Here is a 15474-nt window from a genome sequence, read left to right as displayed (position 1 = left end):
CCTGCCATTTAACCTTCAAGGTTCTGGTTAAACCACGGCTGGTAAAAACCAGGTTAAGGGCACCATTTGAACGTGAGTCGGGTCTTCACCGGATGTTAAGCCCGCAGACGCTAGGGTCTCTGCGACCGGTCAATTTTGTAAGAGCTGAGTGTAAATGGTACCAAGGGCGAGTCTTGAGGACACCAGGTCAGATCTGGACTTCGGCGCGATCCGCAAGGTGCTGGTTGTGGATGACAGCCGTTTGCAGCGGCGCATCCTGGTGGCCTCTCTCAGGAAATGGGGGTTTGACGTAATCGAAGCCGATACCGGTGAGGCCGCGTTGGAGCTTTGCCAGACAGACCCGCCCGATCTTGTTCTTAGCGACTGGGTTATGCCGGGGATGAGTGGTCTGGAGTTCTGCTGCGCGTTCCGCGCGCTGAATTCGGACCAATACAGCTATTTCATTCTGCTGACGTCCAAGAGCGAAAAGCAAGAAGTCGCCCGAGGTCTGGATGCCGGGGCTGATGATTTCCTCATCAAACCTTTGGAGGCGGATGAACTGCGCGCGCGTATCTCTGCCGGAGCGCGTATTTTAGATATGCAGCGCGAACTTTCGCAGAAAAACAGGCTGATTGAATCCGCGCTGGAAGAGCTGAAGCTGGCGCATGACGCTATCGACAAGGATTTGATGCAGGCGCGTAAGATTCAGGAATCGCTGGTGCCTGAACTAATGCGCGACTTTGGCAACTCGCGGGTCAGCCTGTTGCTGAAACCGTGCGGACATATTGGCGGCGATCTTGTTGGCATGTTCTCGCCCGGCGTGAATCGGTTGGGGTTCTACAGCATTGATGTGTCCGGCCACGGGATCACATCGGCCATGATGACGGCCCGGTTGGGCAGCTATCTGTCCAGTAAGCACTTTGATCAGAACGTCGCTATGGAACAACGGTTTAACAAGTTCTACGCACTTTTACCGCCCGAGGATGTCGCCAAAACGCTCAATTCAAGGCTGATGGCGGATACGGGGATCGAAGAATATTTCACGATGGTTTATGCCATCGTCGACCTGCGCAACGGTCTAATGAAGATGGTGCAGGCCGGGCACCCGCACCCTCTTTTGTTGCGGAAGGATGGCAGTAGTGAGTTTTTGGGCGACGGCGGTTTACCTGTCGGACTGATCGGGGACGCAGGCTTTCATCAGATCGAGACAAAATTGCAGCCCGGGGACAAGCTGTTGCTGTATTCCGACGGGTTTACCGAATGTCCCCTGGCAGATGGCGGTCTGTTGGACGAAAACGGTTTGCAGGAGATGGCACAACATTGCGTTACGGAACATGGCGGGTCCGAGTTTCTGGATGACATGTTCTGGCGACTGACGCAGGTGATGTCGCCCAAAGAGGGGATAGGGGATGACGTCTCGGCCGTGTTCTTCGAATATAACGGCCCTTAAAGCGACCAAAGGTGCAGCTTGGCAAAATGCCGATCGCCGTCATTGCCAAGCTTTTCAATCGCATCTGATGCATCTATCCATCGTGCTTCATGAAACGCCTCGGCTGGCGGTCCGATGCGGCGGACAGGACGCGCGCGATAGATCATACAGATTTTTTCCGCCCACAGATCGTATTCGGGCATATACGCGTAGCGGCGAAAGGCGCCGACGCGACGTGGGTTGGCAACCAGCCAACCGGTTTCTTCGTAAACCTCGCGATGCAGGGCCGTGATTGGCGATTCGCCTGGATCAATGCCTCCGCCCGGCAGTTGCAGCTCTGGGTTGAGGCCGTCGTCATACCATGTCAGCAACAATGATCGTCCACGAGGCAAAAGCACGTACACTCCCGGTCGCAGTGTGTATTTCTGCCCTGCCTGAGGGGTTTCACCAAACCGTCTGATCATGTATGGCCCCTTAAAACCCAATCTGTACGACCTATATGGTGCCGGTATGCCAACCTGTGGCGTGTAAGGAAACCCCATGTCTCTTGGAACAAAAATCGCGTGGGACGACACCGTCCTGCCCTTTCAACTTGATGCATCCGACATGCGTGGCCGCGTGGCCCGTCTGGATGGCGTGCTGGATGGCATCCTGAAGCAGCACGATTATCCTCAGCAAGTCGAAGCGCTGGTGGCTGAAATGGCCTTGCTGACCGCGTTGATCGGCCAGACCGTTGCGCTGCGCTGGAAGTTGTCGTTGCAGGTGCAGTCCAAAGGCGCGGTCCGCATGATCGCGACCGACTATTACGCGCCGCAAGAAGAAGGCCAGCCTGCCCAAATTCGAGCCTATGCCAGCTTTGACCACGACCGGCTGACCGACGCCGCACCTTTTGATCAGGTGGGCGAAGGGTATTTCGCTATCATGATCGACCAGGGCGAAGGCACGCAGCCGTACCAGGGCATCACGCCCCTGGCGGGCGGATCGCTGAGCGCATGTGCCGAGGCGTATTTCGCGCAATCCGAACAGTTGCCGACGCGGTTCTCGTTGAGCTTTGGTAAATCGACCGAGCCTGGCGTGGGCGAGCATTGGCGTGCCGGCGGCATCATGTTGCAGCATATGCCCAAAGCGTCGCCCTTTGCAGCATCTGGCGAAGGTACCGGTGAGATCCTGACCGCCAGCGATCTGGTAGACGGCGAAGAGGGTGAGAACTGGGGCCGCGTCAATATCCTGCTGGATACCGTCGAGGATCTGGAAATGATCGGCCCTTCGGTTGCGCCGACCGACCTTTTGGTTCGCCTGTTCCATGAGGAACAGCCGCGTGTCTATGACGCGCAATCGGTACAATTCGGGTGCACCTGTTCCGAGGACCGGGTGCGTCAGAGCTTGTCGATCTATTCGGCGAAGGACATCGAAAAGATGACAACGCCTGAAGGTCTGGTTACGGCTGATTGCCAGTTCTGTGGCGCGCATTATGTGCTGGATCCGGCAACTGTGGGCTTTGAAGCTGAAGACAGCAAAGGTGCATGATCCGGTTGAACAGATCCGGGCGGCCTTGCGCCGCCCCGGTCACGGGTCCAGTGATTTTGACCTGAACCCCGATACCGTTCTGCCGCCCGGGCGGCGGCTGCGTCCTGCCGGTGTTCTCGTGGCCATATCTTTGGCTTATGACGCGCCTCGGGTGATCCTGACCAAACGATCTTCGGCGCTGAAGCATCACCCCGGTCAGATCGCTTTTCCTGGCGGCAAACAGGATGAAACGGATGCCGATGTCACGGCGGCGGCTTTAAGGGAAGCACAAGAAGAGATCGGACTGCCACCCGATATGCCAGAGGTTCTGGGGTTTCTTCCCATGCATGAAACCGTCACCTCTTTCAACGTTACACCCGTGGTTGCAGTCGTACGTGACACATTCAAACCTGTGCCCGAACCCGGCGAGGTGGATGAGGTTTTCTCGACGCCTCTTGCCCATCTTCTAGATCCCGAGAATTATCTGGTTGAGTCGCGTCGCTGGCGCGGCCAGAAACGCAGATATTACACAGTTCCGTTCGGCCCCTATTATATCTGGGGCGCGACGGCCCGCATATTGCGCGGGCTTGCAGCACGGGTGAATGAATGATGCAGATAAACGAGCCTTGGGTCAGTGAACCAGCGACCCAACAGGTATGCGCCGCCCTGACTGCATCTGGTGCGCAGGCACTTTTTGTGGGTGGCTGTGTGCGCAACGCGCTTTTGGGCGCACCTGTCTCGGATATCGATATCGCTACCGACGCGCGACCACAGCAGGTGGTTGAGATGGCGCAGGCCGCGGGGCTCAAGGCTATTCCAACGGGTATTGACCACGGTACGATCACGGTCGTCAGCGCCGGTATCCCGCACGAGATCACGACCTTCCGTCGAGATGTTGAAACCGACGGGCGGCGCGCTGTTGTTGCGTTTTCCGATCATGTCGAGGAAGACGCGGCCCGGCGCGATTTCACCATGAACGCAATCTATGCGCAGCCAGATGGCACTGTGTTGGATCCGCTTGAAGGGTTGCCCGATCTTGAGGCGCGACGGGTGCGGTTCATTGGAACGGCCGAGAATCGTATACGCGAAGATTATTTGCGCTCGCTTCGATATTTCCGGTTTCACGCTTGGTATGGAGATCCACAGGCTGGGTTCGACCCAGATGCACTTTCCGCAATTGGTGCCAATCTTGACGGGTTGAAATCACTGTCGCGCGAACGGGTCGGGGCGGAACTGCTGAAACTACTGGCAGCGCCCGATCCGGCCCCTGCAATTGCAACAATGCGCAGCACGGGTGTCTTGGCGCAGCTGTTGCCGGGCGCAAACGACCGATCCCTTGCGCCTCTTGTTGCGCTCGAACAGGCGGCGGGTGCTGATCCCGATCCGGTGCGACGGCTGGCAGCCATCGCCACGCCTGAAGACGCAGCGACATTGCGATTGAGCCGTTCGCAATTGCAACGTCTGACCCGTATGCGTAACGAGGCACAAGCCACCACCAGCGTGGCCGAGCTGGGTTACCGCTACGGTGACGAAGGCGGTTTGCACGAGACTCTTCTGCGTTGCGCTTTTCTGGAACAACCCTGGTCCGAAGCCTTGAGGCATGACTTGCATAAAGGGGCGGCTGCCCGTTTTCCAATTCAAGCCAAGGATCTGATCCCCACTTTCACAGGACCAGCGCTGGGCCAGAAACTGGCCGAGCTTGAAAGCCGCTGGATCGCGTCCGGCTTTGCGTTGTCGCGCGAGGAGTTGCTGGCAAGTTAGCGCTAAGTCTCAAAAGGGGATGACAAACCAACACGTTTGTGGTTACGTGCGACTGTCACATGGATGGAGGACTGCGAATGTATTACGGGATCTGGTTCGGCTAAAGCCAGAACACTTGCCCCGTAAAGGGTGGTGTTCAGGCGCCATTCTTCTTCGCACGTCTACATTTTTGCTCAATCGGAGCACTCTCCATGTTTCGCTATTTCGAAAATCTCGTTAACCCTTTTGTCGCCTACAAAGAGACCGACGCGCCACCAACCAAGTTGTGGCCGTTCATGTTGGATTATTCGCGGCCTTTCGTCCGGGTGTTTGTCTGGGCCGCACTGATTTCTATCGTCGTCGCAGGGGTCGAAATCGGGTTGATCTATTATATGGGCCGCGTTGTCGACCTGCTGGGCGGATCTCCTGCAGAAGTCTGGCAGAACCACGGGACAGAGCTGTTATTGATGGCGGCGTTTGTTCTGCTGCTTCGTCCGTTACTGCATCTGATCGACGTACTTCTGTTGAACAACACGATCCTGCCTAACTTTGGCACGCTGATCCGCTGGCGCGCGCACAAACATGTGCTGCGCCAATCGGTTGGCTGGTTCGAAAACGATTTTGCCGGGCGGATTGCGAACCGGATCATGCAAACGCCACCTGCCGCAGGCGAGGTGGTCTTTCAGGTCTTTGATGCGATTTCCTTCTCGCTAGCCTATCTGATCGGTGCGGCGATCTTGCTGTACGCAGCGGATCCGCGTTTGTTGATCCCCTTGCTAATCTGGTTTGCGTTTTATGCGATGCTGGTGCGCTGGACGGTGCAGCGTGTCGGTCCGGCGTCAAAAGCGGCCTCAGATGCGCGCTCGACTGTCACCGGCCGGGTTGTGGACAGCTATACCAACATCCATTCCGTCAAGATGTTCGCCCATGGTCCGCAAGAGTTGGACTATGCCCGCGAGGCGATCGAAGAAACCCGCCGAACTTTCCAGATTGAGATGCGGATTTTTACGATCATGGATGCGGTTCTGGTCACCTTGAACGGCATGCTGATTGTGGGCGTTGTTGGTTGGGCAATTGCGTTGTGGATGCAAGGCACCGCCTCGGTTGGTGTCGTTGCGGCTGCCACCGCACTGACTCTTCGTCTGAACGCCATGACCGGATGGATCATGTGGGCGCTGACCAGCTTTTTCCGCCAGCTTGGTATCGTGGCCGAGGGGATGGAGACGATTGCCCAACCCATTGATCTGTTGGATGCGCCCGCTGCGAAACCCTTGCGACTGAACAAGGGTGAGATCCATATCCGCGACCTGTCGCACCACTACGGTCGCGAAGCCGGTGGTTTGGACCACATCAACCTAACCATCCAACCCGGCGAAAAGATCGGTTTGATCGGTCGGTCCGGTGCTGGAAAATCGACCCTAGTTAAGCTTCTATTACGGTTTTATGATGTCGAGCGGGGCGCGATCCTGATTGACGGGCAGAACATTGCAGATGTCACGCAGGACAGCCTGCGCAGTCATATCGGCATGGTTCAGCAGGACAGCGCTTTGCTGCACCGGTCGGTGCGGGACAATATCCTTTATGGCCGCCCTGATGCGACCGAGGATCAGATGATCGCCGCCGCCAAGCAGGCCGAAGCGCATGAGTTCATCCTTGACCTGCAAGACCCGCAAGGGCGCACGGGGTACGACGCGCATGTGGGCGAGCGTGGTGTAAAGCTGTCCGGCGGGCAGCGGCAGCGTGTGACGCTGGCACGGGTAATCCTTAAAGATGCGCCGATATTGTTGTTGGATGAGGCAACATCCGCCCTAGATTCCGAGGTTGAAGCGTCAATTCAGGAAACTCTCTACGGCATGATGCAGGGTAAGACCGTGATCGCCATTGCGCACAGGCTCAGCACAATCGCGCAGATGGACCGCATTCTGGTCATGGATTATGGCCGCATCGTCGAAGAAGGTGCCCATTCCGACTTGTTGGCGCAGGGTGGCCTTTACGCGCAGTTCTGGGCGCGGCAATCTGGTGGCTTCATGAATCCGGAGGCCGCGGAATGAGGGTTGCTGACCTCATCCAACCGTTCAAAACCACTGAAACGCCCCCACCACAGACGTTGGGGGCGTTCATTCGCTGGAGTCTGTCCGGGGCCTGGCCGATGTTGTTTGTTGCAGCTTTCTTCTCGGCCACAGCCGGCGCGATGGAGGCGGGCACGGCTTGGATTTTGGGCCGCGTGATCGACGTGGCAACGTCTAGCGGTCCGGAAAACTTTTTGACCGTGCATAACACGTGGATGATCTTCGGCGCGATCACTTTCTTTATGTTGGTGCGTCCGATCCTGTTTGGCCTGTCTTCGGTTTCGAACAATTACATCGTCATGCCCAACATCACACCCTTGGTGTTGGCCAAGTTGAACCGTTGGACGCTGGGCCAGTCGGTGACGTATTTCGACGATGATTTCGCTGGACGCATCGCACAGAAGCAGATGCAAACGTCGAACGCGATGGCTTCGGTCGTGTCAGAAACGATCAGCGCCATTGTATTTGCCCTGGCGTCTCTTGTGGGGTCTTTGCTTTTGTTAGGGTCTATTCACCCGCTTGCGATGCTGCCTTTTGCCGCTTGGCTCGTGGTCTACTTCCTGCTTGTGCGCTGGTATTTGCCGCGCATCCGTCAACGCTCTGCCGCGCGGGCCGGGGCGCGGGCGATGGTTTCGGGGCAGGTGGTTGACACGATCACCAACATCAAGACGGTTAAGTTGTTTGCACATTCCGCTTTCGAAGATCAGTCTGCGCGCGACTCGATGGTGGAACTGCGCGAACGGTCGCTGGATTTCGGTAAGCTTTCGGCCAGTTTTCGATTTATCCTGATGACGTTGGCTGGTGTTTTGCCGGTTCTGCTGCTGGGTGCGACGCTTTGGTTGTGGCAAATCGGCATTGCGACCGCAGGGGATATAGTGGCAGCAGGTGCCGTCTCAATCCGGATTGCGCAAATGACGGGTTGGGTCAGTTTCACTCTAATGGGCCTCTACGCCAATGTGGGTGAAATCGAAAACGGGATGAAAACGCTGGCCAAGCGTGACCGGGTCGAGGATGCGGGGGACGCAAAAGACCTGGTTGTGCACGACGGATCAATCTCATTCGAAAATGCCAGCTTTGCTTATGGTCGGGACATAGGCGGTGTTACAGATCTGACCCTGACTATAAAACCCGGCGAAAAGCTGGGTATTGTCGGCGCCTCGGGCGCGGGTAAATCGACGCTCGTGTCCTTGCTGCTTCGACTCTATGACAGGGAAAGTGGCGCTATTCGTATTGACGGGCAGGACGTGTCGCACGTGACGCAAGACAGCCTGCGCCGCCAGATCGGTATGGTTACGCAGGAAACGGCGATGTTCAACCGTTCAGCGCGCGAAAACATTCTGTACGGTCGCCCGGATGCGTCCGAGGATGAGATGATAACCGCTGCGAAAAAGGCCGAGGCGCATGAATTCATCCTCAGCCTTGAGGATGCTAACGGTCGCCAAGGCTATGACGCTCATCTGGGCGAAAGGGGTGTAAAACTCAGCGGCGGACAGCGTCAGCGGATCGCTTTGGCCCGTGCCATTCTGAAGGACGCGCCGATTTTGGTTCTGGACGAAGCAACCTCGGCACTTGATTCCGAGGTCGAAGCCTCGATTCAGACCGCGCTGCATCGGGTAATGGAGGGTAAGACCGTTCTGGCCATTGCACACCGGCTGTCCACCCTCAGCGAGATGGATCGGATCGTTGTCCTGGACCAGGGGCGGATTGTCGAAAGCGGAACACATGAGACGCTGCTGGATCAGGGCGGTCTGTATGCGCGGTTCTGGCATCGTCAATCTGGCGGCTTTATTCAGGCGGAAGCTGCTGAATAAGGGTTTTGTTGACTTGAAAGCCCGGCTATCAGGCCCTTCATGACGCAGCGATTCACAATCACACGGCTCGGCCATCAGGGCGATGGTATTGCCGATGGCCCCGTCTATGCCCCGCGCACTCTACCAGGTGAGGTCGTAAGCGGCACTTTGACGGGTCAAGTGCTGACCGATATCCGGGTGGAAACGCCATCCGAAGATCGGGTCAAGGCGCCGTGTCGCCACTACAAAGCCTGCGGCGGGTGCCAGTTGCAGCACGCGTCTGACGCCTTTGTAGCTGATTGGAAGCTTGAAATTGTGCGCACCGCGTTGGCTGCGCAGGGTCTGGATGCGCCGATGCGCCCGATACACACGTCACCCGAACAGTCGCGCCGGCGTGCGACGGTCGCCGTAAGGCGTACAAAGAAAGGTACGTTGGCCGGGTTTCATGGTCGCGCGTCGGACACGATCACGGAAATCCCCGACTGCCGGTTGTTGGACCCCGAGTTGACCGCGGCCATTCCTGTGGCCGAGGCGCTGGCCGTTCTGGGTGGAAGCCGTAAGGGTGTTCTGGCGGTGACACTGACACTCTCCGAAGGCGGATTGGATGTAGCTGTTAGAGGCGGCAAACCCTTGGACGGTCCGCTGGAACTAGCGCTGGCTCAAGCGACCGAGAAACACGGGTTGGCGCGGCTGAGTTGGGACGGTGAAGTGATCGCTATGCGACAGGCGCCGGTTCAGCGGTTTGGAAGAGCCGCCGTCACTCCGCCGTCCGGTGCGTTCTTGCAAGCGACCAAGGACGGAGAACAGGCTCTATTACAGGCGGTTTTGGAGGCAACAGAGGGTGCAAAGCGCGCCGTCGACCTGTTTTCAGGTAGCGGTACGTTTTCGCTTCCCCTGGCCCAAAAAGCCGAAGTTCATGCTGTGGAAGGCGAGGCCGCAATGGTTCAGGCGCTGGATCAGGGCTGGCGCAGAGCGCAGGGTTTGAAACGCGTAACAACTGAGGCCCGCGACCTGTTTCGTCGTCCATTGATGCCTGATGAACTAAAGGCCTTTGACGCGATTGTTTTAGACCCGCCCCGCGCCGGAGCCGAGGCGCAGGTGGAGGAGTTGGCTCAAGCCAGTCGACCAGTGATTGCCTATGTTTCCTGCAACCCGGTGAGCTTTGCGCGGGACGCAAAAATCCTTGTTAACGCAGGCTACACCCTTGAATGGGTACAGGTCGTTGACCAATTTCGGTGGTCGTCACACACGGAACTTGCTGCGCGCTTTGTCCTGAACGCCGCATCTTGACCAGACAGGAGATCGCGACACATGAGTGTCAAACAGCGTTTGCTGACCATCATCGAAGCCCCGGCTTTCGGGCGTTTCATCACGGCAGTCATAATTTTCAACGCAATTCTTTTGGGGATGGAGACATCACCCACTTTGATGAACGCAGCAGGACCGCTGATTGTCACGCTAGACAAGCTGTGCCTTGCCATCTTCGTGGCTGAGATCACAATAAAGCTGATCGCGACCGGGCGCAGATTCTTTACAAGCGGTTGGAATATATTCGATTTCCTGATCGTGGGTGTCGCACTTGTCCCCAGTGCTGGTGGTCTTTCCGTGCTGCGTGCCCTGCGGATCCTGAGGGTGTTGCGCGTGATTTCCGTGGCGCCCCGCCTGCGCCGCGTGGTCGAAGGCTTTATTTCGGCCCTGCCCGGGATGGCCAGTGTCTTCTTGTTGATGGCAATCCTATTCTACATCGGCGCGGTAATCTCGACCAAACTGTTCTCGGTGTCATTTCCCGCCTGGTTCGGTGATCTGGGCCTGTCGGCCTATACCTTGTTCCAAATCATGACGTTGGAAAGCTGGTCCATGGGCATCGTCCGCCCCGTGATGGAGGTATATCCCTACGCCTGGCTGTTTTTTGTGCCATTTATCATGGTCACGACCTTTGCCGTGGTGAACCTGTTGGTGGGTTTGATCGTGAACTCGATGCAGGACGCACACCATGCCGAGGACGAGGTTAAAACCGATGCCTATCGCGACGAAGTGCTGGAACGGCTGGAAAGCATCGAACGCCGTCTGGCCGAGCAGATGAACAGCAAAAAGTGATTTCCGTTTCGCAAGGTTTTTGGCATATTAATCTCCAAAAAACAGAGCAGGCAGTGAAAAATGGATCGTCGAGCATTCGGATTGGGGGCTATGGCAACGCTGAGCCTTACGGCTTGTGCCAAAGCTGGCCCAAGATTTTTGACTTATGATGGGCCCGAAGTGACCTCTTTGGTGGTCAACAAAGGCGCACGCAAACTCTATCTGCTGCATCATGAGCAGGTTTTGCGAGAATACGATGTGGATTTGGGATTTGCGCCACGAGGCACCAAAACCAAAAAAGGGGATGGTCGCACGCCAGAGGGCAGCTATCTGATTGACCGCAGAAATCCGCGAAGCCGCTATCACCTATCGTTAGGTATTTCCTACCCCAACTCTCAGGATATCGCTCAGGCCAAGGCAGCAGGCGTTAATCCGGGCGGTGATATCTTTATTCACGGCCAGCCGAATCTTCGGTCAGAGCTCAAGCGCGCGCGGAAAACACCCGATTGGACCGCAGGATGCATCGCTGTTAAGAATGACGAGATTGAAGAGATTTATGCGATGGTCAACAAAGGCACGCTAATCACTTTGCGTCCCTAGGCGGCACCGGGGCCCAGGCTCCAAACCCGAACACCTCATAGTCATGCTGGTAGATGTCCTCTGCCAGCGCCTCTAGCTCAGCATCATAGATCTGGTCCAGCGTAAACGGTTCATCAGGCGCGCGTGTGCTGGGCTTTGGCGGGTTTGAATGACCGATATCTCGTGCAAGCGCTGGAAGCGCTGTGGTCAGGTCTTCTTCCCGCAGGATCAGGTCTGGCAAAAGGAAACCGGAAATCCCGTCCAGAACCCGGGATTGGCTGCACCATGTCCCGTCAACGCGGATTGGGGTTTGATTGTTGAGGTTAAGACGTAGGAAGCCGAGAAAAGCGGAAAACGCATCACGGTGCTGCGCGACAGAATAATTGGTGTCCCGCACCTGCCCTGGAATCGGCACCTTTAGTCGGTTCCGCAGATAGTTACGCACCATTTTGTAGCTGCCAGGTCCAGTACTTAGAATGTGTTGGCAAAACGCGGTATGCGCCCGCGACAACGGATGGCGCAGGACTGTGAATTTTCGGTGACCGGTGTGGTTCCTCAACCAAGCGCGGATCTGTTTGCGGTTGCGATCGGTGATTAAATCACCAGTCTTACCGCCGTCCAGATCGGCCAGCCATTGGTTTAAAACAGGCTCTAATCCGTTACGAATGGGCAAATACATCAAGGCCGACTTTGGTGCCGCGACGTATTGCGGGACGGCGGCACCGCGCTGCGGCTCAAATCGAGAGGTGTGATGCAGCCCAAACTGGTCGACATCCGCCAGCGCACGCGCCATGTCGTCAGGATTTGTGACTTTTGACACTGCGGGCGCTGGGTTTTGCGGTTTCAGCGTGTCGTCCAGCCGGGTCAGTCGCGCTTTGACCCCCAGCCATTCGGCTAGGCCGTTCAGGACGTCCATTTCAGTCAGGTCTTCATAGGAGATGAAAAAAGCGCTCTGACCTGTCTTTTGCAAATGTCGCCGCAGCATGTGCTGATGGCTCTGGACCTGTTCCAGATAATCCAAGAATTCCTGTGCATCAAAGGTGACTTGGGCATCGACGCGGCGTTTAACATTCTTCAGCAGCCATTGCTGTGTGGTCCGCGCGATCTTCAAGGACAGGTAGCTGTCCAGTGGATTGCGGGTCAGAATGATCTTTGCGCAGCGATGGTCATTCAAAATGGGCTTCAGAATGCGCGGATCGTGTTCTTCGAAATACCGGAACCCGTTGATGTCACCGGGTGCTGTACGAATGGCTTTCAGCAGCTTCATCGGATCTGCGTCACGGTCTTCCAGCGTCAGGCCCAGCAGTGTATCTGACTGCAGATTCCCGGCAAAATGGGGATTAAACGCCTCGCCATGGCAGGTCACGCTGTCAAGCGCGTTCAGGTTTGCCTCCAGCAGGTTAGACCCTGTGCGCATGGCCGCCAGTACAACAAAGTAATCATATTTGGCTGCCATTGGCCGTCACTGCACCAGATAGGGTTTTCGGAAAGGTTTTGTCTGCCGACCAAATACATCGTCAGACGGGAAATCACCCATCAGATATGGGTGCATACCCTGATTCTTCAGATTTTGCAGGAACTTCCCGAAACCGGTCAGATCAACCATGGTGGGCACTTCGGTCAAGTGGCTGGCCTGATGTGCGCCGATCTCATCCAGAATCGTCTGTAACGGATCCATCGGCGATTCAATGAAATCGGCCAAGGTCCAACTGCGCATGCGGGCTTTGGTCCAGACCGAGGTCAAAACCTCGAGCTGCTTGGTTTCAATCTGCTGCAACCGTGCCGCTTCGCACCGGATCTCCGAGAAGTTGAGGTTTGAACGGAACAATGGAATTGCCCAGGCTCCGGTGATGACCGAAATCTGGGCGTTCTTGTCGCGCGCCAAAAACCAGTTGATCGCTTGCGTGTCTCTTGGGCTGAACTGAAAACACTGCCGTTCCCCCCGCGTGTTCCAGATCAGGTTCGACAGGAATGCTGTGGGGTTGTAATCCCGTAAAGTTGCGCTGTCGCTAAGGGCGCCGTTTGTGATGGTTTCCCCTTGTTCAAATTCGGCGCGATCAGGTCCGAACAAGTGCCCATGGACTTTTGCTCCCGTGGTGGTCACAAGCCAGGATTCAAAATCCTCAAACAGCTCGGAAAATCCCTGGAATACAGAATAAGGCGAAGATGTCAGGCCGTTTTCGCTGCCGTGCCGTGGAAAGCGGCTTTGCATATAAAGCCCGTCGCGTCCTCGCGTCCGCCGTTCCACCGCTTTCGAGAAGATGCGGTCGATCTTGCCGGGATTGGGCTCAGCCGGTTTCATGGCACTGGTCTGGTCCGTCAGAAATGCCTGATACAGTCGTTCGGCCTGAGGCCAGATCTTACGGGCAACAAAGCAATCCGAGCGTCGCAGCAATTGCAGGTGATCGTCATAGAAAATATGAGGACGGCCCTGGTAATCGAATTTGGACAGAGTCAGGGATCGGCTTTCGATATGCGTCGAATATTGTCGTGCAAGGGTCTGGAAATAGCTTTCATCCGGAATCCAAACATGGCGGAAATACTTGTCGTATTGTTTACGTTTGGGATCTTGAAGGATGGCTGAGAGTGTCTGGCGGGTCAGGCACCACCACTGGCTGCCCATATGAGGCACCAAACCATCTGGAATTTGTCTACGGTACCCCACGGCACGCTGTAGCCTGACATAGGTGTCAAACAGCTTGCGCTGTTTGCGCCACGAGAATGGGAACCGCAGGGTAAACCGTTCATGATCCAGACCGCCAATGGTCCAGCTGACATCGGATGTCGTTGCGCTTTCGATAAAATCCACGCGGGGCCGTTCAGCCAGGTAATCGATTAGCTCCTGAACCGGACGCAGGGGCAGGCATGCTCCTGAAGACAGAAACGCGTGCCGAACGTCGGGAAATTGCTCAAGCATCAATTCGGATGCGCTTTGCGAGGCAGCGACGATGCCCCAGCCGCCCCAATCGCACCGGTGACGTTCAGAAAAAACGATATCGGGATCGTTTGAGCAGGACGCGACAAAACGGGCGTAAGTGCCATCCGGGACTTTGCGATCCACGTGCACCACAACCGGACATCCCGCAGCCGTCCAATGGCGCGCCACCTGCTCGGCTCGGTCCAGCGAAGTATGGACCAGCATGACGATGCCCAGGCTACTCATGCCCAATTCCCCTTGGACATAAGGCCCAGAATCTCAAGCTGTCGCCAATTGATGTAAGCCTCGGACCATTGGCACCAGAAAACGGGTTTTTCCTCAAGCTGTGCGGCATAGGCTTTGTATTCACCTGATCCGCGGTAATGTTGACCGCGCTGCAGTTCCTCGCGCGCTTTGTCGCCAAGGGTGTCGATCAGTTTGGCATGAAGCAGTGACCCGCTGGCTTTTTCCCCGCCCCACTCGTCATAAACTTGGTTCAAACCCCGCGGCAAAAGCGAATGGGTCGAGCTGACATAGACATAGCGCCGATCCCACTTCACCAAGGGAATCTTGTTCAACGCAGGCGCTTTGGAGGGGTTTTCGCGAAAAAACACGCGCGCTCTAGGACCGCCTTGAATCCACAGGTTCTTATAATCCGGGTTCTTGGTGATCATGTAGTTCCCGGGATCGAACCAGCGCGCGATTTCGAACGGGTTCTGCCCCTCGCGGTAGGGTTCTGCATCTACCGGACCTTCGGGGTACATGTCGATCAGCATGGTTCCAAAACTGCGCACGGCGCTGCCATCCAGCCAATCCGTCAATGCGCGTATAGGGCGGGTGTCGCAAAACGGATAGATGAAGAATTCATCCGGATCGACGGTCAGAACCCAATGACCATGTGCGTATTTCCGCAAAATGTAGTTCGACCAGTCCAGACCATAGCCCGCGCGTTTGTAGCTGGTTGTCGTTCGCCAAACTGACACGTCGGCCTGTTCTTGCAGGAATTCGAAACTTCCGTCATCGCTATTGTTGTCGATGAACAAAAAGTGGTTGATGCCCAGTTTGCGGTAGTATTCCAGGAAAAACGGCAGGCGGATTTTTTCGTTCCGGACAACGCTCATTAGAAGAATGTCGTCGTGTCGGATGGCCGATGTGTTGACGCTGGCGGGTTTCAGTTCACGGCTTCGTCTGAGGCAGCGCAGAATACGGCGCTTGCGCCGCAATCGCATTTTGTAGGATTCGAACAGGCTCACGTGACTGCCCAACCTTTATTATTACGCGAGCTTTCCCCGACCTCGTCTTTCCAGTTGGCAGGACAAGGCATTACCGGTTTATGCCACCTATGCATCTTCTGAGGCAACTTTTTTAAACCGACAAAGTGTAAACGTG

At 56.3% G+C, this 15474-nt stretch carries 13 protein-coding genes; 9 read left to right on the top strand and 4 right to left on the bottom strand.

Translation table 11 applies throughout. The features are described 5' to 3' along the window. The first annotated feature begins 154 nt into the window (after positions 1 to 154). Entirely contained in the window at positions 155 to 1429 is a 1275-nt protein-coding gene (locus tag GS632_RS02185; RefSeq protein WP_171721575.1) for a PP2C family protein-serine/threonine phosphatase, read from the top strand. On the opposite strand, the gene GS632_RS02180 is transcribed toward GS632_RS02185, so the two are convergent. Continuing rightward, positions 1426 to 1872, bottom strand: a complete 447-nt coding sequence (locus GS632_RS02180; RefSeq protein ID WP_171721576.1) for an NUDIX hydrolase — start codon at positions 1870 to 1872, stop codon at positions 1426 to 1428. The genes GS632_RS02185 and GS632_RS02180 overlap by 4 nt on opposite strands. Before the next feature lie 76 nt (positions 1873 to 1948). Here GS632_RS02180 and GS632_RS02175 point away from each other — a divergent pair, with 76 nt between their 5' ends. The 8 genes from GS632_RS02175 (at position 1949) to GS632_RS02140 (ending at position 11189) form a co-directional block, all read left to right on the top strand. Continuing rightward, entirely contained in the window at positions 1949 to 2935 is a 987-nt protein-coding gene (locus tag GS632_RS02175) for an Hsp33 family molecular chaperone HslO (protein ID WP_171721577.1), read from the top strand. After that, positions 2928 to 3524, top strand: coding sequence for a CoA pyrophosphatase (locus GS632_RS02170; protein WP_371809132.1), 597 nt, complete (start codon positions 2928 to 2930; stop codon positions 3522 to 3524). The genes GS632_RS02175 and GS632_RS02170 overlap by 8 nt, the downstream gene beginning before the upstream one ends. Further along, entirely contained in the window at positions 3521 to 4675 is a 1155-nt protein-coding gene (locus GS632_RS02165; RefSeq protein WP_171721578.1) for a CCA tRNA nucleotidyltransferase, read from the top strand. The genes GS632_RS02170 and GS632_RS02165 overlap by 4 nt, the downstream gene beginning before the upstream one ends. 191 nt (positions 4676 to 4866) lie before the next feature. Further along, a complete protein-coding gene (locus tag GS632_RS02160) occupies positions 4867 to 6705 on the top strand; it encodes an ABC transporter ATP-binding protein (RefSeq protein WP_171721579.1) in 1839 nt (612 codons plus the stop codon). Beyond that, on the top strand, positions 6702 to 8534 hold the full coding sequence (locus tag GS632_RS02155) for an ABC transporter ATP-binding protein (protein ID WP_171721580.1): 1833 nt from the start codon (positions 6702 to 6704) through the stop codon (positions 8532 to 8534). The genes GS632_RS02160 and GS632_RS02155 overlap by 4 nt, the downstream gene beginning before the upstream one ends. Positions 8535 to 8573: 39 nt before the next feature. Next, on the top strand, positions 8574 to 9803 hold the full coding sequence (locus tag GS632_RS02150; protein WP_171721581.1) for a class I SAM-dependent RNA methyltransferase: 1230 nt from the start codon (positions 8574 to 8576) through the stop codon (positions 9801 to 9803). A 21-nt stretch (positions 9804 to 9824) separates the two neighbouring features. Then, positions 9825 to 10610 (top strand): ion transporter, encoded by a 786-nt coding sequence (locus GS632_RS02145; RefSeq protein WP_171178613.1) that lies wholly within the window; start codon positions 9825 to 9827, stop codon positions 10608 to 10610. Between the two features lie 60 nt (positions 10611 to 10670). After that, positions 10671 to 11189: a murein L,D-transpeptidase family protein gene (locus GS632_RS02140; RefSeq protein ID WP_171178610.1), complete on the top strand. Its 519-nt coding sequence runs from the start codon at positions 10671 to 10673 to the stop codon at positions 11187 to 11189. On the opposite strand, the gene GS632_RS02135 is transcribed toward GS632_RS02140, so the two are convergent. From GS632_RS02135 to GS632_RS02125, 3 genes are read right to left on the bottom strand one after another with little or no spacing between them, the layout of a single operon-like run. Further along, positions 11173 to 12624, bottom strand: a complete 1452-nt coding sequence (locus GS632_RS02135) for a sulfotransferase family 2 domain-containing protein (RefSeq protein WP_171721582.1) — start codon at positions 12622 to 12624, stop codon at positions 11173 to 11175. The genes GS632_RS02140 and GS632_RS02135 overlap by 17 nt on opposite strands. 6 nt (positions 12625 to 12630) lie before the next feature. After that, complete coding sequence (locus GS632_RS02130) at positions 12631 to 14331, bottom strand: beta-1,6-N-acetylglucosaminyltransferase (RefSeq protein WP_171721583.1); 1701 nt, start codon at positions 14329 to 14331, stop codon at positions 12631 to 12633. Then, on the bottom strand, positions 14328 to 15314 hold the full coding sequence (locus GS632_RS02125; RefSeq protein ID WP_171178861.1) for a glycosyltransferase family 2 protein: 987 nt from the start codon (positions 15312 to 15314) through the stop codon (positions 14328 to 14330). Before GS632_RS02125 ends, GS632_RS02130 begins: the two co-directional genes overlap by 4 nt. Positions 15315 to 15474 lie beyond the last annotated feature (160 nt).

It is taken from the genome of Ruegeria sp. HKCCD7296 (assembly GCF_013110775.1).
Lineage (GTDB): Bacteria > Pseudomonadota > Alphaproteobacteria > Rhodobacterales > Rhodobacteraceae > Ruegeria.
The sequence above is the reverse complement of the archived record's forward strand: the minus strand, read 5'-3'. Positions and strand labels throughout refer to the sequence as shown.

What these genes read in the sequence shown, in the direction of transcription:
- GS632_RS02175 (WP_171721577.1), top strand. Translation starts at nt 1,949, where the DNA reads ATGTCTCTTGGAACAAAAATCGCGTGGGACGACACCGTCCTGCCCTTT.
- GS632_RS02185 (WP_171721575.1), top strand. Translation starts at nt 155, where the DNA reads ATGGTACCAAGGGCGAGTCTTGAGGACACCAGGTCAGATCTGGACTTC.
- GS632_RS02165 (WP_171721578.1), top strand. Translation starts at nt 3,521, where the DNA reads ATGATGCAGATAAACGAGCCTTGGGTCAGTGAACCAGCGACCCAACAG.
- GS632_RS02155 (WP_171721580.1), top strand. Translation starts at nt 6,702, where the DNA reads ATGAGGGTTGCTGACCTCATCCAACCGTTCAAAACCACTGAAACGCCC.
- GS632_RS02140 (WP_171178610.1), top strand. Translation starts at nt 10,671, where the DNA reads ATGGATCGTCGAGCATTCGGATTGGGGGCTATGGCAACGCTGAGCCTT.
- GS632_RS02150 (WP_171721581.1), top strand. Translation starts at nt 8,574, where the DNA reads ATGACGCAGCGATTCACAATCACACGGCTCGGCCATCAGGGCGATGGT.
- GS632_RS02160 (WP_171721579.1), top strand. Translation starts at nt 4,867, where the DNA reads ATGTTTCGCTATTTCGAAAATCTCGTTAACCCTTTTGTCGCCTACAAA.
- GS632_RS02145 (WP_171178613.1), top strand. Translation starts at nt 9,825, where the DNA reads ATGAGTGTCAAACAGCGTTTGCTGACCATCATCGAAGCCCCGGCTTTC.
- GS632_RS02130 (WP_171721583.1), bottom strand. Translation starts at nt 14,331, where the DNA reads ATGAGTAGCCTGGGCATCGTCATGCTGGTCCATACTTCGCTGGACCGA.
- GS632_RS02125 (WP_171178861.1), bottom strand. Translation starts at nt 15,314, where the DNA reads ATGCGATTGCGGCGCAAGCGCCGTATTCTGCGCTGCCTCAGACGAAGC.
- GS632_RS02180 (WP_171721576.1), bottom strand. Translation starts at nt 1,872, where the DNA reads ATGATCAGACGGTTTGGTGAAACCCCTCAGGCAGGGCAGAAATACACA.
- GS632_RS02135 (WP_171721582.1), bottom strand. Translation starts at nt 12,624, where the DNA reads ATGGCAGCCAAATATGATTACTTTGTTGTACTGGCGGCCATGCGCACA.